The organism is Agromyces sp. NSFZ (assembly GCF_056156205.1).
Genome location: NZ_CM149585.1, coordinates 3,481,913 through 3,502,612, shown reverse-complemented (window position 1 = coordinate 3,502,612; position 20,700 = coordinate 3,481,913). Strand labels below are relative to the sequence as shown.

The window sequence follows — 20,700 nt, the reverse complement described above, 5'->3', positions numbered from 1 at the left end:
GCTCAGCCGGCGCGGAACTCCCACCCAGTGAGCCAGGCGGGGTCCTCCCCGTGCTCGTACGCGTAGTCGCGGGCGGCGGCTCGCGCGGCGTGCCACTCGTCGGCGATCTCGGCGATCCCCGGCCGCCCCGCGAGGCCGGGCACCCGGCGCAGCACGTCGAGGGCGAGCCGGTACCGGTCGAGGTCGTTGAGGTGCACCATGTCGAACGGCGTCGTCGTGGTGCCCCGCTCGACGAATCCGCGCACGTGCAGGTTCTCGTGGTTGGTGCGCCGGTAGGCGAGCTGGTGCACGAGTGACGGATACCCGTGGAACGCGAAGATCACGGGCGACTCGCGGGTGAAGATCCCGTCGAACGCGAGGTCGGGCAGGCCGTGCGGATGGTGCGAGGGATCCTGCAGGCGCATCAGGTCGAGGACGTTCACGACGCGCACGGCGAGCCCGGGCAGGCGGTCGCGCAGCAGCTGGGCGGCCGCCACCGTTTCGAGCGTCGGCACGTCGCCGGCGCACGCGAGCACGACGTCCGGCACGGATGCCCCGGGGTCGTCGATGTCGAAGTCGGGCTCGTTGCCCGCCCACGCCCACACCCCGAGCCCGGCCGTCACGTGCGCCCCGGCCTCCTCGGCCGACAGCCACTGCGGCTGCGGCTGCTTGCCGGCGACCACGACGTTGACGCGGTTCTGCGTGTCGAACACGTGCCGCATGGTCGCGAGCAGGGTGTTCGCGTCGGGCGGCAGGTAGACGCGCACGACGTCGGCCTGCTTGTTCACCACGACGTTGAGGAAGCCGGGGTCCTGATGCGAGAACCCGTTGTGGTCCTGCCGCCACACGTGCGAGGAGAGCAGGTAGTTGAGCGATGCGACGTCGCCCCGCCACGGCACGTCGTTCGCCGACTCGAGCCACTTCGCGTGCTGGTTGAACATCGAGTCGACGATGTGGATGAATGCCTCGTAGCTCGTGATGAGCCCGTGCCGGCCGGTGAGCAGGTATCCCTCGAGCAGGCCCTGCATGAGGTGCTCGCTGAGCGCCTCGATGACGCGCCCCGACCGGGCGAGGTGCTCGTCGAGCGGATGCATCGACTCGGCCCACACCCGATCGGTGACCTCGAACACCGCGCCCAGCCGATTCGAGAGCACCTCGTCGGGCCCGAACAGCCGCACGTCGTCGGGGTTCCGGCGCATGAGCTCGGCGAGCCATTCGCCGAAGACGCTCGTGGCCTCACCGGTCGATCCGCGCGCCTCGGCCGCGACGTCGACCGCGAACGGTTCGGTCGCGGGAAGGTCGAGGCGCCGCAGGAGGCCGCCGTTCGCCACGGGGGTCGCGCTCATGCGCAGCTCGCCGCGCGGGCGCAGCGCGTCGAGCGCGGGCATCGGGCGCCCGCCGTCGTCGAAGAGCTCCTCGGGGCGGTACGAGCGCAACCACGCCTCGAGCATGGCGAGGTGCTCGGGGTTCTCGCGCACCTCGTTCAGGGGCACCTGGTGCGCGTGGAACGTGCCCTCGACCTGAACCCCGTCGACGACACCGGGCCCCGTCCAGCCCTTGGGGGTGCGCAGCACGATGGCCGGCCAGCCCGGCGGCCGCTCGGCGAAGGCGCCGGTCGCGGCATCCGCTCGGATGTCGGCCAGGCGCTCGAAGGCGACGTCGATCGCGTCGGCCATGCGCGCGTGAACGGCCATCGGGTCCTCGCCGTCGAAGCCGCCGGTGACGAGCAGCGGCTCGTAGCCGTTGCCGCGGAGGAACTCGACGAGCTCCGCCTCGGGGATGCGTGCGAGCAGCGTCGGGTTCGCGATCTTGTAGCCGTTGAGGTGCAGGATCGGCAGGACCGCGCCGTCGGTCACCGGGTTGAGGAACGCGTGTCCGCGCCAGCTGGCGGCGAGCGGCCCGGTCTCGGCCTCGCCGTCGCCGATGACGCACGCGACCACGAGCCCGGGGTTGTCGAGCGCGGCGCCGTAGGCGTGCATGAGCGAGTAGCCGAGCTCGCCGCCCTCGTTGATCGAGCCGGGCGTCTCGGGCGCCGCGTGCGACGGGATGCCTCCGGGGAACGAGAACTGGCGGAACAGGCGCCGCATGCCGTCACGGTCGGCCGTGACGGCCGGGAACAGCTCGGAGTAGGTGCCATCGAGCCAGGTGTTCGCGACCATGGCGGGGCCGCCGTGTCCGGGGCCGCAGACGTACAGCGCGGGCGTCCCGCGCTCGACGATCGCGCGATTCAGGTGGGCGTAGACGAGGTTGAGCCCGGGGGAGGTGCCCCAGTGGCCGAGCAGGCGCGGCTTGAGGTGCCGGGGCTCGAGCGCCTCGTCGAGGAGCGGGTTGTCCATGAGGTAGATCTGCCCGACGCTGAGGTAGTTCGCCGCGCGCCACCACGCGTCGACGATCGCCAGGTCGACGGATGCCCCGGGCGCGCCGGTCTCGGATGCCACGCCCTGCTCGTGCGCTCCGGCCATCGCTTCCCCCGTTCGACTCGGCTGCATTCCCGAGCCTAGGTCGCGCAGCCGCCCGGCGGCCAGCATCGTGGGCGCCGACCGCGCCGACCGCGCGCCCGCGCGGGCAGGGTCGGCGCAGCGCGGCATGATGGGTCGCGAGCGAAGGAGGCCGCATGCCGTTCCGCACCGACGAGGGTCGAACACTCGAGGAGCTGCTGCTCGCACAGCGTCCGGCCGACGGCTCCCGCTTCGAGGTGCGGCAGGGCTTCGGCTACGAGGACCCGGTGTCGGGGCGGCGGTACGCCATCCGCGCCGGGCGCACGAGCGACCTCGCGTCGGTGCCGCACTGGCTGTGGAGCTTCATCGCGAGCTACGGCCGACAGTCGGCGCCGGCGCTCCTCCACGACGACCGTTCCGGGGTGGCCGATGAGCTCGGCGACCGACGGGCCGCGCTCACCCTCCGTCGCGAGGACGATCGCGTGTTCCGCACCGCCCTTCGTGAGCAGGGCGTGCCGCTCCTGCGGGCGTGGCTGATGTGGGCGTGGGTTTCGGCCGACCGGGAGCGCGCGTTCGGCGGCGCCGTAGGCGTGCTCTTCCTCGTGCAGGCGGTGCTCGGCGCGCTCGTCGTGGCCGGGGCATCCGTCGCCGCGTTCTGGAACCCGGCCTGGCTCGCACTCGTGCTCCTGCCGGCGCTCGCGGCGGTGCCGTGGTGGCGGCTGGCGTCGCTCATGCTCCTGCTGAACTTCGCGAGCGGGGTGCTCGGCCCGCTCATCGTGGTGCACCTCGCGGCTCTGGTGCCGTTCCGGCTCGTCGAGGCGGTCGTCGAACTGCTGACCGGTGGCGACCCCGCGGGTGTGCTGCGGCCCACGGTGCGAGCGGATCGCTGATGCGGCGGCGGCCCGTCGCCGGCCCGTCGTGTCGCGACCTCGCCGCGCTCAGGTCGTGGCAGCACCCGTCGTCGGCGACTCCGTGGGAGTCCCGGGTTCGCTCCACCGGTAGAAGGCGTGCGCCCAGTACCTCGACCACCAGGTCGTCGGGTGGCGCATGAGCCTGGCTCGCGCGTCCCGCTCACCCTGGTAGTCCGTGTCCTCGATCATGTTCCCGATCGTGGGACGGATGAGGGGTGGGCGCTGAGGCGCATGGGCGGGCGTGCCGCTCGGCCCGAACTCGGGGCCGGGCACCACGACAGGGGCCGGTGAGAACCTGGGCTCGACGACGACGAACGCACTGACGATGAGCAGGATCGCCGCACTGATGAGCAGTGTCCGGACGTCGTCGGTCCACCACACGAGGATCGCGAACCAGATCGCCGTTGCGGCGCCGAGGACGTAGGCGGCCCTCGGGATGGTCGTGAGCGTCAGCCAGACCTTCGCATCGTACGGGCACCGCTCCCAAACCCGCGAACGGTAGATCCAGCGCTGGATGCGCTGGCCGACCCACACGAGCAGGGCGAACAGCAGGATCGAGGCGAGCACCCACCCGGCGGTCGACAGGCTCTCGCCGTCGGGAGCCAGGAGCCACGACCCCTCCGTGGTGTCGGGTTCCGGCGCGGTGCCGGTGAAGAAGCCGGTCACGGCCCCGATGATCCCGGTGATGAACGAGGTGATCGAGCCGACGAGGTTCGCCAGCAACGCGGACACGGCGGGCAGACCCGGGACGATCGCTGCGATCACGAGTGCCGCCAACGCGTTCACCGTGGAGGACTTCTTCCCGATCACCGAGAGCCGGTCCTCGAGGGCGGCGACCGTGGCGGGAGGTCGGGGGTAGTCGTCGCCGAGCAGGTGCAGCGCCGTCGGCTCGATGACCTGGGGCACGTTGTCGTAGTACAGGGAGTGGTCGAGGAACGGCTGGCTCGTGTTGTGCACGGCGTGCTCCTCCGGTCCGTCGGGCGGGGCGGCGCCCTCGGGGAAGTACGCGGTGCGCCACCGCGCACGAGCGTCCCTACCGCGATCGGCGATCGGTCCGGCGGAGAACGGGTCCCAGGTCGCCCAGTGGTTCTCCCAGGCCAGGCGCTCCCCTTCGGGTGCCTCCCGGTTCATGCGCAGCCAGGTGTCCACCGGGTGGTACGGCGTGCTCCGGCCGGGCCAGTTCTCGCGCCCGAGCAGCACCACCGCCGCACCGACCGTCGTCAGCCGTCGGAGCCGGAAATCGGCGGGCTTCAACTCCTCGAGGATCGTGTACGTCGCCACGGCGGCACCCTGGGAGTGCGCGAGCACGTGCACCTCGCCTCGGTCGCCGACGAGTTCGCGCGCGCGCGTGAGGGCGTCGCGGACGACCAGTCGCATCGCGGACGCCCGCACCGGCCGCTCCTTCCAGGTGGCGACGTCGCCGATCGACTCCACGATGCCGTCGATCGCGCCCTGCGCGAGGTCCTTGAACCACGGGATGAGCAGCAACGGGCTCAGGAGCGGCAGGAGCACCGTGGCCACCGCGCCGAGGGCGACGACGAAGAGCGTCACGACGACGAAGAAGGCGGTTCCCACGATGATCCGAACCCAGTCGACGATGAAGTTCAGCCAGCGCCAGAGCAGGAGGTTCTCTGCGGGCGCCTTGAGGTGCTGGCGCATCGTGTACCACGGGACCAGCACCATCGTGCCGACGAAGAGTCGCAGCATCCGCACGATGGCACGCCACAGGAACGGCATCGCCCACTTGAAGACCTGCCCGCGAGTCATCGGCACGAACGACTCCGACCACCTCGCCTCGAGGAGCGCGAGGTGCCGTCGTGCGGGCTCCGCGTCGGTGGCCGGCGGCAGGAGCCTCGCGGTCCCCTGTTCCCCGGTTCGACGTGGGAACGTGACCGTCGCGGTGATCTGCGGGGTGTCGCCGACGAGCGTCGACTCGTGCACCTTCACGCCGTGCCCGTCCGCGCCGCCGCCGATCAGCGGATCGCGCGCGAGCCAGTCGAGACGTCCGAGGAGGGGCTCCGCCCATTCCAGGAGGACCTGGCTCGTGAACGCGTCGCCCATCCCGTGCACGACCACGAGGGCGACGTCGAACTCGCCGGGCTTCGGAGCGGGCTGATCGTGCTCGTCTGATGCGGTCGAGATGAGCATGCGGTCCTCCTGCGACGATCACGCGCCGGCGGATGTCGGCCTGTCCGAACGCTAGTGGCCCGGGATCGGCCGGATCAAGCGTCGACCCCCCGAACGCGGGCGGCGCGCCGGCGACGGAGCGCGACGTATCCGCGAAGGAGCTGCGGCACGACGAGGTACACCGCGAGCGGCACGATGACGATCGTGAGCACGAAGGCGCGGAACACCGGATGCCACGACCCCGCGAACGGGGCGAGGGCGACGAGGCCGACCGCGACGAGCGGGAAGATCGCGATCCACGTCACGACGGCGCGCACGTGCACCGAGGGCGGGGCCGGAGGCATGGGCGGGGCGGGGGGCATGGGCGAAGTGGCCGGCGCGGGCGAAGAGCCTTGGGCGGTCGAGGTCATGGAATCGCTGGGCATTCGTGCTCCTGTGGTCATTTCCAACTGAATGGTTGTAATTGAAGCACGCGGGCGGGACATCCGCAACTATCCAGTTGGGAATTGTAGACTGCACGCATGGCCTGGGATACCGAGCGCACGCGGCGGCGACTCCTCGACGCCGCGACCGCCGAGTTCGCCGAGCACGGACTCGCCGGAGCCCGCGTGGATCGCATCGCCCAGGCCGCCGGCGTGAACAAGGAGCGCATCTACCAGTACTTCGGCAAGAAGGACGACCTGTTCGCCGCCGTGCTCGGCACCAGGCTCCGCGCCTCGATGGACGACGTGCCCATGACCGGCGTCGGAGCCGAGGCCGTCGGCGACTACGCCGGACGCCTCTTCGAGCACCACCTCGCCGACGGCGTCATCCCGCGACTCGTCTTCTGGGAGGGACTCGAACGCGGCACCGCTCCCACGGCGGACGCCACTCGCGCCTCGTACCACGAGGAGAAGCTCGCCGGCTTCCGGCAACTCCTGCCCGGCGTCGACCGCGAGACCGCGGGCGAACTGCTCCTCACCATCGTCTTGCTCGTGAACGCCTGGCCCGTGCTCGGCCAGCTCGACGGCTTCCTCCTGGGCAGCGGCCCCGACCGCGCGGCGGCGCGGCGGGCGTCGATCGTGGACACCGTCACCGCGGCCGCCCGTGCGGCCCTCGAGCGCGTGGGCTGACGGGGCATCCGAAGTTCAGGGGTACCCCTGATCCACCGAGTCCGCCGCGCTCGTAGCGTGGGAGTCGATCGTCGGGCCGTGGGCCGCAGGGGGAACTGTCTCCACGGCCAGGCGATCCGATAGCCGGCCGGGCACCTCCTCTCGACGTGGGGTGCCGGCCGGCTTCACCTGTCTCACCCGGATCACCGGGCCCCTCCCCGGCATCGCCGGGCCGATGAGCGGAGCACCACCATGGACCAGCGGATGACGCGACCGCAGCGACCGTCGCCCACCCACCACGCACGACCCGAGCACCGCACGAGCCGCCGCGAGCGCGCCGTGAGCTGGTCGGACTTCCGCACGGCGGTGCGCTTCGACCCGTCGAGCCGACTGCTCCTCGCGGTGCCGGCGATCAGCGAGAAGCGGGCGCAGCACGCGTGGCTCGGCGAGGCGAAGGCGCCGCACACCCGCGTCGGCGAAGCCGAGGTGTACCGCCGCGACTACGAGCACGGCACCGTCTTCTGGTCGGAGCGCACCGGGGCCCACGAGGTGCACGGCGAGATCGCCGCGCGGTGGCGGGACCTCGGCGGCGAGTCGTCGTTCCTCGGCCTGCCGACCACCGACGAGCAGCCGCTCGCGGGGGTCGACGGCGGCTACGCGCACTTCGAGGGCGGCTCGATCTACTGGACCGCCCGACACGGCGCCGCCGTGGTGCACGGCATGGTGCGGGACATCTGGTCGCTCCTCGGCTGGGAGCGGTCGACGCTCGGCCTCCCCGTTGCCGACGTGCGGTACGAGGCGGGCGAGTTCAGCGGATGCTTCGAGCAGGGCACCATCACGTGGTCGCCGGCCGGCGGTCCCGAGATCACCCTCGTCGGAGCCCGCGAGTCGGGGGCATCCGACGCCTCCGCCGGAGGACTCGACATCGACGAGTGCGACACCCTCGGCCGCCTCGCCGCCGACTTCGCCCCCCGCGCCGCCTGACACCGGGCTGCGGCGGCGCGTCGCGAGCCCCGCGCGTGACAGACTCGGACGGATGACCCAGCCGCTCCTCGACCGCGCTCCGCGCCCGTACGACGCCGACGCGATGTACGAGGCGTTCGTCGAATGGGCCGACGAGCGCGGCTTCGCGCTCTACCCCGCGCAGGACGAGGCGGTCATCGAGATCGTCTCGGGCTCCAACGTCATCCTGTCGACGCCGACGGGCACCGGCAAGTCGCTCGTCGCGGTCGCCGCGCATGCGGCATCCGTCGCCCAGGGGGGCCGCAGCTACTACACGGCGCCCATCAAGGCACTCGTGAGCGAGAAGTTCTTCCAGCTCGTCGAGATCTTCGGCGCCCGCAACGTCGGCATGGTCACGGGCGACAGTTCGGTCAATCCGGATGCCCCGATCATCTGCTGCACCGCCGAGATCCTCGCCAACCTGGCCCTGCGACACGGGGCGGATGCCGCGGTCGACCAGGTCGTCATGGACGAGTTCCACTACTACGGCGACCCGGATCGGGGCTGGGCGTGGCAGGTGCCGCTCATCACGCTGCCGCGCGCGCAGTTCATCCTCATGTCGGCGACGCTCGGCGACGTCACCGCGATCGCCGACGACCTCACCCGCCGCACCGGTCGCGAGACCGCGCGCGTGACCGGAGTCGACCGGCCCGTGCCGCTGCACTTCTCCTATGCGAAGACCCCCGTGCAGGAGACCGTCGAGGAGCTCATCGAGACCCGGCAGGCGCCCGTCTACATCGTGCACTTCTCGCAGGCCGCCGCGATGGAGCGGGCGCAGGCGCTGTCGTCGATCCGGGTCGTCACACGCGAGCAGCGCGACGAGATCGCAGACGCCATCGGCGGGTTCCGGTTCACCACCGCGTTCGGCAAGACGCTCTCGCGACTCGTGCGCGCGGGCATCGGCGTGCATCACGCCGGCATGCTGCCCCGCTACCGGCGCCTCGTCGAGACGCTCGCGCAGCGCGGGCTGCTGCGGGTGATCTGCGGCACCGACACGCTCGGCGTCGGCATCAACGTGCCGATCCGGTCGGTGCTCATCACGGCGCTCGCGAAGTTCGACGGGCAGCGGATGCGGCAGCTGAGCGCCCGGGAGTTCCACCAGATCGCCGGGCGCGCCGGACGAGCCGGGTACGACACGGCCGGAACCGTCGTCGTGCTCGCGCCCGAGCACGAGATCGAGAACGAGGCCGCGTTCCGCAAGGCGGGCGACGACCCGAAGAAGCTCAAGAAGGTCGTGCGCAAGAAGGCGCCGTCCGGTCAGGTCACCTGGGGCGAGGGCTCGTACGACCGGCTCGTCGCGGCCGAGCCCGAGCCGCTCGTGCCGCAGCTGAAGCTCACGGCGGCGATGCTGATCAACGTGATCGGACGCGGCGGTGACGTGGCACGCGGCATCCGGTCGCTCGCCTTCGACAACCACGAGTCGCGCGCCCGGCAGTACGAGCTCGCGCGCCGCGCGCTCGAGCTGCTGCGCACGCTGCGCGACGCGGGCGTCGTCGAGCTCCTGCCCGCGTCGGCGCCGGACCGGCTCGCCGACCTCCGGCTCATGGTCGACCTGCAGCCGAACTTCGCACTCAACCAGCCGCTGTCGCCGTTCGCGCTCGCCGCGATCGAGCTGCTCGACCCGGACCCTTCGGCAGGCTCAGGGACCGTCGGGGTCGGCACCGGACACTATTCGCTCGACGTGGTCTCGATCATCGAGTCGACGCTCGACGACCCGCGGCCGATCCTGTCGCAGCAGCAGTTCAAGGCCAGGGGCGAGGCCGTCGCCGCGATGAAGCAGGACGGCGTCGAGTACGAGGAGCGCATGGCGCTGCTCGAGGAGGTCACGTGGCCGATGCCCCTGGCCGACCTGCTCGCCCAGGCGTTCGAGACGTTCGCCTCGAGCCAGCCGTGGGTGCGCGACTTCGAGCTGTCGCCGAAATCCGTCGTGCGGGACATGTTCGAGCGCTCGATGTCGTTCGGCGAGTACGTCGCGTTCTACCAGCTCGCCCGCAGCGAGGGCCTGGTGCTGCGCTACCTGTCCGACGCGTTCCGGGCCATCCGGCAGACCGTGCCCTCCGAGGCGAAGGACGAGGAGCTGCTCGACCTCATCGAGTGGCTCGGCGAGCTCGTGCGCCAGGTCGACTCGAGCCTCGTCGACGAGTGGAACGAGCTCGTCGACCCCACCGCGCACCTGCCGGAGGACGAGGCCCCCGTCGTGCCGCCCGCGCCGCCCTCGGTGGTCACCAACCGCCGCGCGTTCACGGTGCTCGTGCGCAACGAGCTCTTCCGTCGGGTGCAGCTGGCCGCCCTCGAGCGCGACGAGGAGCTCGCCGAGCTCGATCCCGACGTCGACTGGCCCGGCGCGCTGGACCGCTACTACGCCGAGCACGACGCGATCGGCACGGGCGGCCCGGCGCGCTCGCCGAAGCTCGTCACCATCGACGAGGCGGATGCCGCGGCCGGCCTGTGGCGCGTGGAACAGGTGATCGACGACCCCGCGGGCGACCACGACTGGCGGATCCGCGGCGAGGTCGACCTCGAGGCGTCCGCCGAGGTGGGCACGGCCGTCGTGCGGATCACCGAGATCGTGCGGCTGTAGCGGCTGCTGGTCGAGGCGCGGCGCCGCCGCGTCTCGAGAACCCTATGCGAGCGCGAGCATCCCCGCCGCCGCGAGCGCGAGTCCGAGCCCGACCCACTGCACGGGCGCGATGCGCTCCTTCAGCACGAGGGCCGCGAGGAGGATGGTGCCGGCGGGGTACATCGCACCGAGCACCGCGGGGACCGAGAGGTCGCCGGCGCGGATGCCGAACAGGAGGAGCACGTTGGCGGTCACGTCGACGACGCCGCACGCGACGGCGAGGCGCAGTCCGCCTGCGGCGCGGCGCGGCATCCGCTCGACGTCGACGTCAACGCCGGCGTCCCGCCGACGCAGCGCATGTGCCGCGGCGAGCACGCCGAGCACCGTGAAGATGATCGCGGCAGTGACGCCGCGGTTCAGGATCAGCGGGGTGATGCCGCTCTCGTCGCTCGTCTGGTCGATGGTGATGAAGAACGTGCCGATGGCGAGCCCGGAGCCGATCGCCATGACGAGCCCCCGCAGGCTGGGGCGCACGGCGCCGCGCTCGGGCACGAAGCCGACGAGCACGACGGCGACGAGGGCGAGGCCGAGTGCCCAGTATCCGACCGCGGCGAGCCGCTCGCCGCTCACGACGAGGCCCCAGGCCATGGGCACGACCGCGGAGATGACGGCGGTGAGCGGCGAGAGGATGCTCATCGGGCCGATCGCGAGGGCGGCGTAGAGGAGGGTGATCGCAACGGCGCCGGCCACGCCCGAGAGGATGCCCCACAGCGCGTCGTGGGCGGTCCACGCTCCGCCGAGGAACGGTGCGACGGCGACGAGCAGCACGAAGCCCGTGAGCCCGGCGACCGCCGTCGCGAGCATGGCGTTGATCCGCTTGGCGGCGAGGCCGCCGAGGAAGTCGGCCGCGCCGAACAGGAGGGCGCCGCTGAGGGAGAAGACGGCGGTGAGCATCGGCGGCCAGCCTAGCGTCGGTCCGGTGCGACGCTCATCCGCGCTGACGGGCCGGGTGTTGCTGCTCATGTGAGCAGGATCCGTGAACGATCGGCATCCAGAGGGCGAGGAAAGCCCTCGAAGTCTTCCCTCGGTCGTGGCGTGAACATATGCTGCGAGAGTCCCCGTGCCGTGCGGGGGCGCACGGCCGGGGACCGCTGATCGAACTCCTCGGCGCGATTCGCAGAGGAGACAACGGAATGCAGCCACATTCCAACGGTGCGGGCCTCCGCACCAGAGGCACCCGACGTTCACGCAGATGGGTCGCCGCCGGAGCGCTCACCGCGGCCACGGCCGTCGGTCTCACGCTCGGAGCGATGGCGCCGGCACAGGCCGCGCCGCCCGAAGATCCCCACGTCGTGGACATCAACCTCGTCACGGTCAACGACTTCCACGGTCGCATCGAGCAGTCCGGCACCGCCGCCGGCATCGCCCGACTCGCGACGGCGGTGGACTCGTTCCGTGACGCGAACCGGAACACGGTATTCGCCGCCGCCGGCGACATGATCGGCGCCTCGACGTTCACGTCGTTCATCCAGCAGGACATGCCCACGATCGAGGCCCTCAATGCCGCCGGTCTCGACGTCAGCGCCGTCGGCAACCACGAGTTCGACCAGGGCTTCGCCGATCTCACCGACCGGGTGATGCCGGCCGCCGATTGGGAGTACCTCGGCGCGAACGTCTACCACGACGGCACCGATGACCCCGCGCTGCCCGAGTACTGGCTGGCGAGGTTCCAGGGCGTGACCGTCGGATTCGTCGGCGCGGTGACCGACGAGCTGCCGTCGCTCGTGAGCCCGACCGGCATCGAGGAGATCGAGGTCGGCTCGCCCGTCGAGGCGGCCAACCGCGTCGCCGATCAGCTCAGCGACGGCCAGAAGCACAACGGCGAGGCCGACATCATCATCATGCTCGTGCACGAGGGTGCGGCGACGACCGACATCGCGTCCGCGATCGACCCGACCACCCGGTTCGGCGACATCGTGCTGAACGCGAACGACAACATCGACGCGATCGTCTCAGGTCACACCCACCTGCCGTACAACCACGTGATCGACGGTCGCCCCGTCATCTCGAGCGGCCAGTACGGCGAGCGGTTCAGCAACATGGAGATCCGCTACGACCGCAAGACCGACACGCTCCTGAGCATGGAGAACACCCTCTACACGATGGCCGTGACGCGCGACGCCAACGGCAACGTGACGGAGTGGCTGTACGAGCCCGACCCCAGGATCGTTCCGATCGTCGCCGAGGCCACCGCCGTCGCCGACGAACTCGGCAACGTGGTCATCGGCCAGGCCGAGGGCGCATTCAACCGCGCGCAGCGGCCCGGCGTCGTGAATGGCCAGCCCGCGCTCGTAGAGAACCGGGGCGGGGAGTCGACGCTCGGCAACTTCGTCGCCGACGTGCAGCTCTGGGCGCTGAACGAGGATGGCACGCGCAGCGTGGACATCACGTTCATGAACCCGGGTGGGCTGCGCGCCGACATCGACGCCGGCGACACGACGTATCGCGAGGCGGCGAACGTGCAGTCGTTCGCGAACACGCTCGTGACGGTCGAGATGACCGGGGCGCAGGTCAAGGCGGTGCTCGAGGAGCAGTGGCAGCCGGCCGGTGCCTCACGTCCGTTCCTGAAGCTCGGCGTGAACGAGGCGCTCACCTACACCTACGACCCGACTGCGGCGCAGGGGTCGCACATCACCGAGATCCTCCTCGGCGGCGTGCCGATCGACCCGGCAGCGATGTACACGGTCGGCGCCAACTCGTTCCTCGGCGGCGGCGGTGACAACTTCGCCACCTTCGCGCTCGACGCCGTGAAGGCGACCAAGGCCGACAGCGGCAAGATCGACCTCGAGGCGATGGTCGACTACTTCCAGACGTTCGGCAGTGCCACGCCCGACTACGCGCAGCGCGCGGTCGGCGTGGACGTCGTCGGCGTCGGCAGCGGCCAGGCGACGGTCAACCTGTCGTCGCTCGACTTCAGCACGACCGAGCCGAAGGCGGGCACCGTCACCGTCTCGCTCGACGGCGTCGAGCTCGCGACCACTGCGGTCGACCCGTCGTTCCCCGACCCGTCGACCTTCGATGAGATCGGCCGGGCGACCGTGACGTTCGACATCCCCGCGGACGCCACCGCGACCTCGCGATTCGTCGTCACGACCCCGACCGGCACGTCGAGCTCGTTCACGCTTCCACTGTGAGCCGCGTGAGCTGAGTCTCGGCGAATCCACGACGGAACGGCCTCGGACGCTCGTCCGGGGCCGTTCCTCGTGCTCGGCGACGCACGACGCGCTCGACCTGGGGACGGCCGGCCGAGCCGTCGGCGGTGCTCGTTACACTCGACGGGTGAGCCGGAACGCGGAACCCCACTGGACCGAGGAGGTCCCGTGGGATCCTGATGAGCTCCAGCCCCCCGACGACGAGTGGGCCCCGCCCGCCGACGTCCGGTTCGTCGAGCCCGTCGACGGGGACTTCGCCGACCGGCGCGCTCCGAGGGCCTCGGCGACCGGGACCGCTCCCGCCCGCTTCGCCAGCGCCGCCGAGGCCCTGCACACGGTCTTCGGCTACGACGCCTTCCGCGGCGAACAGGCCGAAATCATCGCGCAGGTCGCGGGCGGCGGCGACGCGGTCGTGCTCATGCCCACGGGCGGCGGCAAGAGCCTGTGCTACCAGATCCCCGCGCTCCTGCGCGAAGGCACGGGTGTCGTGGTGTCGCCGCTCATCGCGCTCATGCACGACCAGGTCGACGCGCTCGTGCGCAACGGCGTGCGCGCTGCCTACCTCAACTCGAGCCAGCAGCCCGCCGAGCGCGCCGCGGTCGAGCGCGCGTACCTCGCCGGCGAGCTCGACCTGCTGTACATCGCGCCCGAGCGGCTCAACGCCGAACCGGTCAAGCGGTTCCTCGAAGAGGGCCACGTGGCCCTCTTCGCGATCGACGAGGCGCACTGCGTCGCGCAGTGGGGCCACGACTTCCGCCCCGACTACCTCGCGCTCTCCGAGCTCGCCGAGCGCTGGCCCGATGTGCCGCGCATCGCGCTCACCGCCACCGCGACCGAGGCGACCCACCGCGAGATCACCGCCCGCCTCTCTCTCGAGGACGCTCGCCACTTCGTGTCGAGCTTCGATCGGCCCAACATCCAGTACCGCATCGCGCCGAAGGTCGACGTGCGCCGGCAGTTGCTCGACGTCGTGCGCAGCGAGGGCCGCGATGCGGTGGGCAACCCCGTCTCGGGCATCGTCTACGCGCTGTCCCGTGCGTCCACCGAGAAGCTCGCCGCGTTCCTCGCGGCGAACGGCGTCGACGCCATGCCGTACCACGCCGGCCTCGACGCGCACGTCCGCCGCCGCACGCAGGAGCGCTTCCTCCGAGAAGACGGGGTCGTGATCGTCGCCACGATCGCATTCGGCATGGGCATCGACAAGCCCGACGTGCGCTTCGTCGCCCACGTCGACCTGCCGAAGTCGGTCGAGGGCTACTACCAGGAGACCGGGCGAGCCGGCCGCGACGGCCTGCCCGCCACCGCGTGGCTCGCGTACGGCCTGCAAGACGTCGTGCAGCAGCGCCGCATGATCGACGAGAGCCCGGGCGACCTCGCCCACCGTCGCCGCCTGGCCCAGCATCTCGATGCCATGCTCGCGCTCTGCGAGACCGTGCAGTGCCGCCGGCAGAACCTGCTCGCCTACTTCGGCGAGGCGAGCGAACCATGCGGCAACTGCGACACCTGTCTCGAGCCGCCCGCCGCGTGGGACGGTACGATTCCCGCCCAGAAGTTCATGTCGACGATCGTGCGCCTGCAGCGCGAACGTCGACAGCAGTTCGGCGCCGGCCACCTCATCGACATCCTTCGCGGGAAGGAGACGCCTCGTGTGCGCCAGTACGGCCACGATTCCCTCGCGACGTGGGGCATCGGCGCCGACCTCGGCGAGCAGCAGTGGCGCGGGGTGGTGCGCCAGCTCCTCGCCCAGGGTCTCCTCGCGACGCACGGCGAGTACGGCACGCTCGCGCTGACGGATGCCTCGGCCGCCGTGCTCTCCGGGGCACGCACCGTGATGCTCCGCACCGAACCCGACCGAGCCGTGCGCTCCCAGAGCTCGAAGGCCGCGTCACCCGCCGCCGACCTCGAGCCCGCCCAGGCCGAGCTCTTCCAGGCGCTTCGCGCGTGGCGCGCCGGCGAGGCCCGCGAGCAGGGCGTGCCGGCATACATCGTGTTCGGCGACGCCACCCTGCGCGGCATCGCGCAGGCCAGGCCCAGCCGCCTCGCCGATCTCGACGGCATCAGCGGCATCGGCGCCAAGAAGCTCGAGGCATACGGCGACAAGCTCCTCGCGGTCGTCGCCGAGCACGGGTGAGGCACGCCGGATCACCGGCGCGGCGGCCGCGGCCACGGACGATGGTCCGAGACATCCGTCGCCACGCCGTCGCCGTCGCGCTAGCATCAGCCCAAGGGTCGTCGTGCGGGGCTGCACGGCGCGGGACCAGTGGGGGAGCGCATCATGGCGGAAGCAGCGAGCCGGCCGATCGGAGTCGCCATCGTAGCGGTCCTGGCGTTCGTGTCCGGCGTCATCGACATCATCACGGGCACGCTCCTGATCTTCCAGGCGGGTGACCCCGACGTGACCGCATCCTTCGGGGGATCCGGCGGGCTGTTCGCTGCGGCGATCGGCTCGATCGTCCTCGGCTTCATCGTCGTGATCCTCTCGTTCGGCGTCTGGCTGGGGCGCTGGATCTCTCGCATGATCGTCACGGTCCTGCAGGTCTTCTCGCTCATCGGCTCGTTGTTCATGGCGGTCGCCTACCTCGGCAACCCGGTGGGCGAGTGGGCCAGCGTCTTCGTCTCGGCGATCGTGCTGATCCTGCTCTGGACGCGACCTGCGAGCGCCTACTTCCGGGACAGTGAGGTCGCCGCGCGCTAGTATCGCGACAGGCCGCCCACTGCGGCGGCGCGAACAGGGGGCGTTCATGGCCATTCGACGACCCGGCGGCGTGACGTTCGTCGCCGTGCTGACCGTGATCTCGGGAGCGCTCGACATCCTCAACGGCACCATCCTACTGTTCCAGACGAGCATCGCCGCGACCGTCGAACAGTTCGGCGGAGCGAGCCAGCTCATCATCGCCGCGCTCGCGGGCATCCTGATCGGCGTCGTCGTGATCCTCGTGGCCGTTGGGCTGTTCCGCGGCAACAACGGCGCGCGCATCGTCGTCACGATCGTCGAGGCGCTGTCGATCGTGCTCTCCGTGTTCCTGGCGATCGCGTATCCGGCGGGCGCCATCGGCGAGTACATCGGCATCGTCTTCGCCGCCCTCATCCTCGTGCTGCTCTGGACTCCTCGCGCGAACGAGTTCTTCCGGCACTGACCGACGGCACGTCATGGGCCGGATGCCGCGGCAATGGGTTGTGCATACTGCTGCGGCGAACCGGGGGCCGATTGTAGAGTCTCCACAGGCGCTCTCGAAGCGTCGCGCTCACGGCTTGTAGGGGCCGGACGCCCTGTTTTCGGCCGCGGGAGGGTCGTCCTACCGTGGTGGAAGCAGACCGCCGCACACGAAGGACGAGAACCGACGATGGTCGACACGGCACACCGCACCACCACGAAGACCTCTGGCGAGCGCCCCGCCACCGTGCCCGCCAAGCCCGCGAAGGACGAGGTCGCAGCCCCGATCCCGGCGCCGCCGGCCGCCGAGGCGCCGGCGACGCCCGAGGTCGACGTCGCGGCGCTCGAGCGCCAGCTCCTCGGCACCTGGGCCGACATCCGCCTCGCCGCGCGCGAACGCGCCGCGCATCCCGACCTGCAGCGCATCGAGGGCCAGTCCATGGCCGAGCATCGCGAGCGTGTGCTGAAGCAGCTCAAGATCCTCGTCGAGCAGGGCGCCGTGCATCGCGCCTTCCCCGAGTCCGTCGGCGGCATGGACGACCACGGCGGCAACATCGCCGGGTTCGAGGAGCTCGTCATCGCCGACCCGAGCCTGCAGATCAAGTCCGGCGTGCAGTGGGGCCTCTTCGGCGCCGCCGTGCTGCACCTCGGCACCGAGCACCACCACCGCACGTGGCTTCCGGGCATCATGTCGCTCGAGGTGCCGGGCGCGTTCGCCATGACCGAGACCGGTCACGGGTCGGATGTCGCGGCCATCGGCACGACCGCAACCTACGACGAGTCGACGCAGGAGTTCGTCATCCACACGCCCTTCCGCGGCGCGTGGAAGGACTACCTCGGCAACGCCGCCCTGCACGGCATCGCCGCCGTGGTGTTCGCACAGCTCATCACGAAGGGCGTGAACCACGGCGTGCACGCCTTCTACGTGCCGATCCGCGATGCCGACGGCCGGTTCCTCCCGGGCGTCGGCGGTGAGGACGACGGGCTGAAGGGCGGGCTCAACGGCATCGACAACGGCCGGCTGCACTTCACCGACGTTCGCGTCCCGCGCGAGAACCTGCTCAACCGCTACGGCGACGTCGCTCCCGACGGCACCTACTCGAGCCCCATCTCGAGCCCCGGCCGCCGCTTCTTCACGATGCTCGGCACCCTCGTGCAGGGCCGCGTCTCGCTCGACGGCGCAGCGACCACCGCGTCGGCGATGGCACTCACCATCGCGATCACGTACGGCAACCAGCGCCGCCAGTTCAACGCCGCGAGCGACACCGACGAGGAGGTGCTGCTCGACTACCAGCGTCACCAGCGGCGTCTCCTGCCGAGGCTCGCCACGACGTACGCGCAGGTGTTCGCGCACGACGAGTTCCTGCAGAAGTTCGACGCCGTGTTCTCGGGCAGGGCCGACACCGACGACGACCGCCAGGACCTCGAGACGATCGCGGCCGCATTGAAGCCGTTGTCGACGTGGCACGCGCTCGACACCCTCCAGGAGGCGCGTGAGGCGACCGGCGGGGCCGGCTTCCTCGCCGAGAACCGCATCGTCGGGCTGCGTCACGACCTCGACATCTACGCGACGTTCGAGGGCGACAACAACGTGCTCCTCCAACTCGTCGCGAAGCGCCTGCTCACCGACTTCTCGAAGCAGTTCGCGAAGGCCGACGCCGGCGCGATGGCCCGCTACGTCGTCGCGCAGACCGCAGAGCGCGCGTACCACGGCACGGGCCTGCGTCGCCTGGCGCAGACGATCGCCGACTTCGGCTCGACCGCCCGCTCGGTGTCGGAGTTGCGTGACACGAACACCCAGCGCGAGCTGCTGACCGACCGTGTCGAGACGATGGTCGCCGAGATCGCGGGCCGCCTCCGCGACGCGCGCAAGCTGCCGAAGGCGGATGCCGCGGCGGCCTTCAACCGCAACCAGAACGAGCTCATCGAAGCCGCGCGGGCCCACGCCGAGCTGCTGCAGTGGGAGGCGTTCACGCGTGCGCTGGAGCAGACGAGCCACCCGGGCACGAGGCAGGTGCTCACCTGGGTGCGCGACCTCTTCGGTCTCGGGCTCGTCGAGAAGCACCTCGCGTGGTACCTGATCCACGGTCGCCTCTCGCCTCAGCGCGCCCAGGCCGTGACGGCGTACATCGACCGTCTCCTCGAGCGCCTGCGGCCCCACGCGCAGGACCTCGTCGACGCCTTCGGCTACAAGCCCGAGCACCTGCGCGCGAAGATCGCGTCGGGCGCCGAGCAGGAGCGCCAGGACGAGGCTCGCGCGTACTACGCGGCACAGCGTGCCGCCGGCACGCTCCCCGTTCCCGAGAAGTCGAAGAAGTAGCATCCGCACGTACGAAGGCCGGGCCCCGCGGGACCCGGCCTTCGTCAGGTTCCGTGGTCGTTCAGCGCCGCCGTCATTCCTTGACCGTACGCCATACGGAGAATGTAGGCTGGCCCGCATGTCGACCGAATCCACCGGGCGAGGCGAACCCGACCGCACCCTCCGGCTGCTCTGGCGCCACCGACTCGGAGAGCCGGTCGGCTCACGTGGCCCGAAACAGCGCGCGAGCGTCGACGCGGTGGTCGACACGGCCGTCGAGATCGCCGACGACGAGGGAATCGAGGCGCTGTCGATGCGCCGAATCGCTGACCGCCTCGGGCTCAAGCCCATGTCGGTCTACACGTACGTGCCGGGCAAGGCGGAGCTCATCGACCTCATGGTCGACCGCGTCGCCGGCGAGCGCCCATTGCCCGAGCCGGCCGGAACGCTGCGCGAGCGCCTCGAGCAGATGGCCCGCCTCTCGTGGGACGAGTACCTGCGGCATCCGTGGCTGCTGTCGATCGACACCAGCCGGCCGCCCCTCGGCCCCAACGTCTCCGACCGGTGGGAATGGAGCCTACGGGCGATCGAAGGGCTCGGGCTCAGCGACATCGACATGGACCAGGTGGTCACGCTCATCGCGGGGTTCGTGGTCGGGCCGGCGCGAGCCTACGTCGATGCCGAGCGCCTGCACCGCTCGACGACCGAGAGCGACGAGGAGTGGTGGGAGCGGAACGCCCCCGTCCTCGAGCAGATCATCGACCCTGCGCGGTATCCGATCTCAGGGCGCGTCGGCCAGGCTGCGGGCGACGAGTACGTGAGCCCCGCCGATCCCGAGCGGGCCTTCCGGTTCGGCCTCGGGAGGGTGATCGAAGGCATCGAGGCGTACGTCGCAGCGGCGAGCACCGACCTGCGGTAGCTACTCCGAGGGCGGCTTGAGCAGGGCCCCGTACGCGAGCCCCACCGCGAGACCGGCGGCGAGCCAGAGCCAGAATCCCGTCCAGAGGCTGACGACGACGCCGACGAGCGCCCCGACGACGAGTCCCACGATGAGCTGCTTGCGGCGGGCGGGGGAGATCGGTTCGGAGGCCATGCCACCAGCCTAAGCGGGTCAGCGCGGCACGTACTCGCGCACGTGCGCCACCTCGAACACCAGCGGATGCTGCGACGTGTCGCGCGGGGCATTCGTCGGCAGCTCGTAGACGTCGAGCATGAGCTGCACCGGGTAGGCGATCGACTGCTCCACGGTCTTCACGAGGCGCCCGTCGATGAAGAACCGCAGGCGGTCGGGCAGCCATTCGACCGCGTAGTCGTGGAACGCGGTGAGGTCGCCGTCGACGCGCAGCTTCTCGAAGTCGGGTCGGAGTCGCGGATCGTGCTGCGGCTTCACGCCGACCCCGACGAGCCCGCCGGCGTCGTCGAGCTCGCGGCCGAAGACCTCGAAGACGCAGATCTCGCCGCTCTCGGCCGGCTCCTCCTCGAAGCCGATCGCCCACAGCGCGACCATGGCCGCGGGGTGGCGGATGCCGCGAGCCCGCGCCTCGATGACGCCGAAGTGCGGCAGCCACAGACGCTCCTCATCCTGCTCCTCGCGCACCATGAGTCCCGATCGGAACCGGTGCTGCCCGACCGAGCTGCCGAGCGGGCCCGCGAACTCACCCGTCTGCACGTGCGAGACGCGCACGTCGCCGTCGAACTCCGGCGACCACGGCGGAGTGTCGGCGTCGATGCGGAGCTTCAGCGTGCCCTCCGACACGTCGTAGCGGGCGGCGGACGCCGCGCGCGAGCTCCAGTGCGGCAGGTAGTGCGGCAGCCACCGCGTTCGCGCGAGCTCATGGCCGCCGAACTGCTCGTCGACGAGGAGGCGGTAGTCCGAGAGGTCGAGCGTCGGGGCATCCGTCATGGCCGCATCCTCCTCCATGGGTTT

General features: G+C 71.0%; 16 protein-coding genes. 10 read left to right on the top strand and 6 right to left on the bottom strand.

Annotation, left to right across the window (positions count from 1 at the left end; genetic code table 11):
• Positions 1-2: 2 nt before the first annotated feature.
• Positions 3-2,441, bottom strand: coding sequence for a phosphoketolase family protein (locus ACVFI9_RS16645; protein ID WP_474763291.1), 2,439 nt, complete (start codon positions 2,439-2,441; stop codon positions 3-5).
• Between the two features lie 152 nt (positions 2,442-2,593).
• Between ACVFI9_RS16645 and ACVFI9_RS16640 the strand changes: the two genes are divergently transcribed.
• Complete coding sequence (locus ACVFI9_RS16640; protein WP_474763290.1) at positions 2,594-3,307, top strand: DUF1353 domain-containing protein; 714 nt, start codon at positions 2,594-2,596, stop codon at positions 3,305-3,307.
• A gap of 48 nt (positions 3,308-3,355) precedes the next feature.
• On the opposite strand, the gene ACVFI9_RS16635 is transcribed toward ACVFI9_RS16640, so the two are convergent.
• Together ACVFI9_RS16635 and ACVFI9_RS16630 are read right to left on the bottom strand one after the other, a co-directional pair.
• Positions 3,356-5,476: a hypothetical protein gene (locus ACVFI9_RS16635; RefSeq protein WP_474763289.1), complete on the bottom strand. Its 2,121-nt coding sequence runs from the start codon at positions 5,474-5,476 to the stop codon at positions 3,356-3,358.
• Positions 5,477-5,550: 74 nt separating this feature from the next.
• Positions 5,551-5,817 carry a hypothetical protein gene (locus ACVFI9_RS16630; protein ID WP_474763288.1) on the bottom strand — a complete coding sequence of 89 codons (267 nt, stop codon included), beginning with the start codon at positions 5,815-5,817 and terminating at the stop codon, positions 5,551-5,553.
• Positions 5,818-5,976: 159 nt separating this feature from the next.
• Here ACVFI9_RS16630 and ACVFI9_RS16625 point away from each other — a divergent pair, with 159 nt between their 5' ends.
• The 3 genes from ACVFI9_RS16625 to ACVFI9_RS16615 all read left to right on the top strand — a co-directional run bounded on the left by ACVFI9_RS16625 (position 5,977) and on the right by ACVFI9_RS16615 (position 10,129).
• Positions 5,977-6,567, top strand: coding sequence for a TetR/AcrR family transcriptional regulator (locus ACVFI9_RS16625; RefSeq protein ID WP_474763287.1), 591 nt, complete (start codon positions 5,977-5,979; stop codon positions 6,565-6,567).
• Between the two features lie 231 nt (positions 6,568-6,798).
• Positions 6,799-7,530 carry an LGFP repeat-containing protein gene (locus ACVFI9_RS16620; RefSeq protein WP_474763286.1) on the top strand — a complete coding sequence of 244 codons (732 nt, stop codon included), beginning with the start codon at positions 6,799-6,801 and terminating at the stop codon, positions 7,528-7,530.
• 52 nt (positions 7,531-7,582) lie between these two features.
• Positions 7,583-10,129 carry a DEAD/DEAH box helicase gene (locus ACVFI9_RS16615; RefSeq protein ID WP_474763285.1) on the top strand — a complete coding sequence of 849 codons (2,547 nt, stop codon included), beginning with the start codon at positions 7,583-7,585 and terminating at the stop codon, positions 10,127-10,129.
• Positions 10,130-10,171: 42 nt separating this feature from the next.
• On the opposite strand, the gene ACVFI9_RS16610 is transcribed toward ACVFI9_RS16615, so the two are convergent.
• Positions 10,172-11,131: a DMT family transporter gene (locus ACVFI9_RS16610; protein WP_474763284.1), complete on the bottom strand. Its 960-nt coding sequence runs from the start codon at positions 11,129-11,131 to the stop codon at positions 10,172-10,174.
• A gap of 170 nt (positions 11,132-11,301) precedes the next feature.
• Between ACVFI9_RS16610 and ACVFI9_RS16605 the strand changes: the two genes are divergently transcribed.
• The 6 genes from ACVFI9_RS16605 to ACVFI9_RS16580 all read left to right on the top strand — a co-directional run bounded on the left by ACVFI9_RS16605 (position 11,302) and on the right by ACVFI9_RS16580 (position 19,692).
• Entirely contained in the window at positions 11,302-13,302 is a 2,001-nt protein-coding gene (locus ACVFI9_RS16605; RefSeq protein WP_474763283.1) for a bifunctional metallophosphatase/5'-nucleotidase, read from the top strand.
• 145 nt (positions 13,303-13,447) lie between these two features.
• Positions 13,448-15,451, top strand: a complete 2,004-nt coding sequence (gene recQ / locus ACVFI9_RS16600) for a DNA helicase RecQ (RefSeq protein ID WP_474763282.1) — start codon at positions 13,448-13,450, stop codon at positions 15,449-15,451.
• Positions 15,452-15,595: 144 nt separating this feature from the next.
• Positions 15,596-16,015, top strand: coding sequence for a hypothetical protein (locus ACVFI9_RS16595; protein WP_474763281.1), 420 nt, complete (start codon positions 15,596-15,598; stop codon positions 16,013-16,015).
• Positions 16,016-16,061: 46 nt separating this feature from the next.
• Positions 16,062-16,457, top strand: coding sequence for a DUF7144 family membrane protein (locus ACVFI9_RS16590; protein ID WP_474763280.1), 396 nt, complete (start codon positions 16,062-16,064; stop codon positions 16,455-16,457).
• A gap of 207 nt (positions 16,458-16,664) precedes the next feature.
• A complete protein-coding gene (locus ACVFI9_RS16585; protein WP_474763279.1) occupies positions 16,665-18,794 on the top strand; it encodes an acyl-CoA dehydrogenase family protein in 2,130 nt (709 codons plus the stop codon).
• Positions 18,795-18,912: 118 nt separating this feature from the next.
• A complete protein-coding gene (locus ACVFI9_RS16580; RefSeq protein ID WP_474763278.1) occupies positions 18,913-19,692 on the top strand; it encodes a TetR/AcrR family transcriptional regulator in 780 nt (259 codons plus the stop codon).
• On the opposite strand, the gene ACVFI9_RS16575 is transcribed toward ACVFI9_RS16580, so the two are convergent.
• Together ACVFI9_RS16575 and ACVFI9_RS16570 are read right to left on the bottom strand one after the other, a co-directional pair.
• Positions 19,693-19,866 carry an HPP family protein gene (locus tag ACVFI9_RS16575; protein ID WP_474763277.1) on the bottom strand — a complete coding sequence of 58 codons (174 nt, stop codon included), beginning with the start codon at positions 19,864-19,866 and terminating at the stop codon, positions 19,693-19,695.
• Positions 19,867-19,884: 18 nt separating this feature from the next.
• Positions 19,885-20,676, bottom strand: coding sequence for a glycoside hydrolase family 16 protein (locus ACVFI9_RS16570; protein WP_474763276.1), 792 nt, complete (start codon positions 20,674-20,676; stop codon positions 19,885-19,887).
• Positions 20,677-20,700 lie beyond the last annotated feature (24 nt).

What these genes read in the sequence shown, in the direction of transcription:
- ACVFI9_RS16645 (WP_474763291.1), bottom strand. Translation starts at nt 2,441, where the DNA reads ATGGCCGGAGCGCACGAGCAGGGCGTGGCATCCGAGACCGGCGCGCCC.
- ACVFI9_RS16640 (WP_474763290.1), top strand. Translation starts at nt 2,594, where the DNA reads ATGCCGTTCCGCACCGACGAGGGTCGAACACTCGAGGAGCTGCTGCTC.
- ACVFI9_RS16635 (WP_474763289.1), bottom strand. Translation starts at nt 5,476, where the DNA reads ATGCTCATCTCGACCGCATCAGACGAGCACGATCAGCCCGCTCCGAAG.
- ACVFI9_RS16630 (WP_474763288.1), bottom strand. Translation starts at nt 5,817, where the DNA reads ATGCCCCCCGCCCCGCCCATGCCTCCGGCCCCGCCCTCGGTGCACGTG.
- ACVFI9_RS16625 (WP_474763287.1), top strand. Translation starts at nt 5,977, where the DNA reads ATGGCCTGGGATACCGAGCGCACGCGGCGGCGACTCCTCGACGCCGCG.
- ACVFI9_RS16620 (WP_474763286.1), top strand. Translation starts at nt 6,799, where the DNA reads ATGGACCAGCGGATGACGCGACCGCAGCGACCGTCGCCCACCCACCAC.
- ACVFI9_RS16615 (WP_474763285.1), top strand. Translation starts at nt 7,583, where the DNA reads ATGACCCAGCCGCTCCTCGACCGCGCTCCGCGCCCGTACGACGCCGAC.
- ACVFI9_RS16610 (WP_474763284.1), bottom strand. Translation starts at nt 11,131, where the DNA reads ATGAGCAGCAACACCCGGCCCGTCAGCGCGGATGAGCGTCGCACCGGA.
- ACVFI9_RS16605 (WP_474763283.1), top strand. Translation starts at nt 11,302, where the DNA reads ATGCAGCCACATTCCAACGGTGCGGGCCTCCGCACCAGAGGCACCCGA.
- ACVFI9_RS16595 (WP_474763281.1), top strand. Translation starts at nt 15,596, where the DNA reads ATGGCGGAAGCAGCGAGCCGGCCGATCGGAGTCGCCATCGTAGCGGTC.
- ACVFI9_RS16590 (WP_474763280.1), top strand. Translation starts at nt 16,062, where the DNA reads ATGGCCATTCGACGACCCGGCGGCGTGACGTTCGTCGCCGTGCTGACC.
- ACVFI9_RS16585 (WP_474763279.1), top strand. Translation starts at nt 16,665, where the DNA reads ATGGTCGACACGGCACACCGCACCACCACGAAGACCTCTGGCGAGCGC.
- ACVFI9_RS16580 (WP_474763278.1), top strand. Translation starts at nt 18,913, where the DNA reads ATGTCGACCGAATCCACCGGGCGAGGCGAACCCGACCGCACCCTCCGG.
- ACVFI9_RS16575 (WP_474763277.1), bottom strand. Translation starts at nt 19,866, where the DNA reads ATGGCCTCCGAACCGATCTCCCCCGCCCGCCGCAAGCAGCTCATCGTG.
- ACVFI9_RS16570 (WP_474763276.1), bottom strand. Translation starts at nt 20,676, where the DNA reads ATGACGGATGCCCCGACGCTCGACCTCTCGGACTACCGCCTCCTCGTC.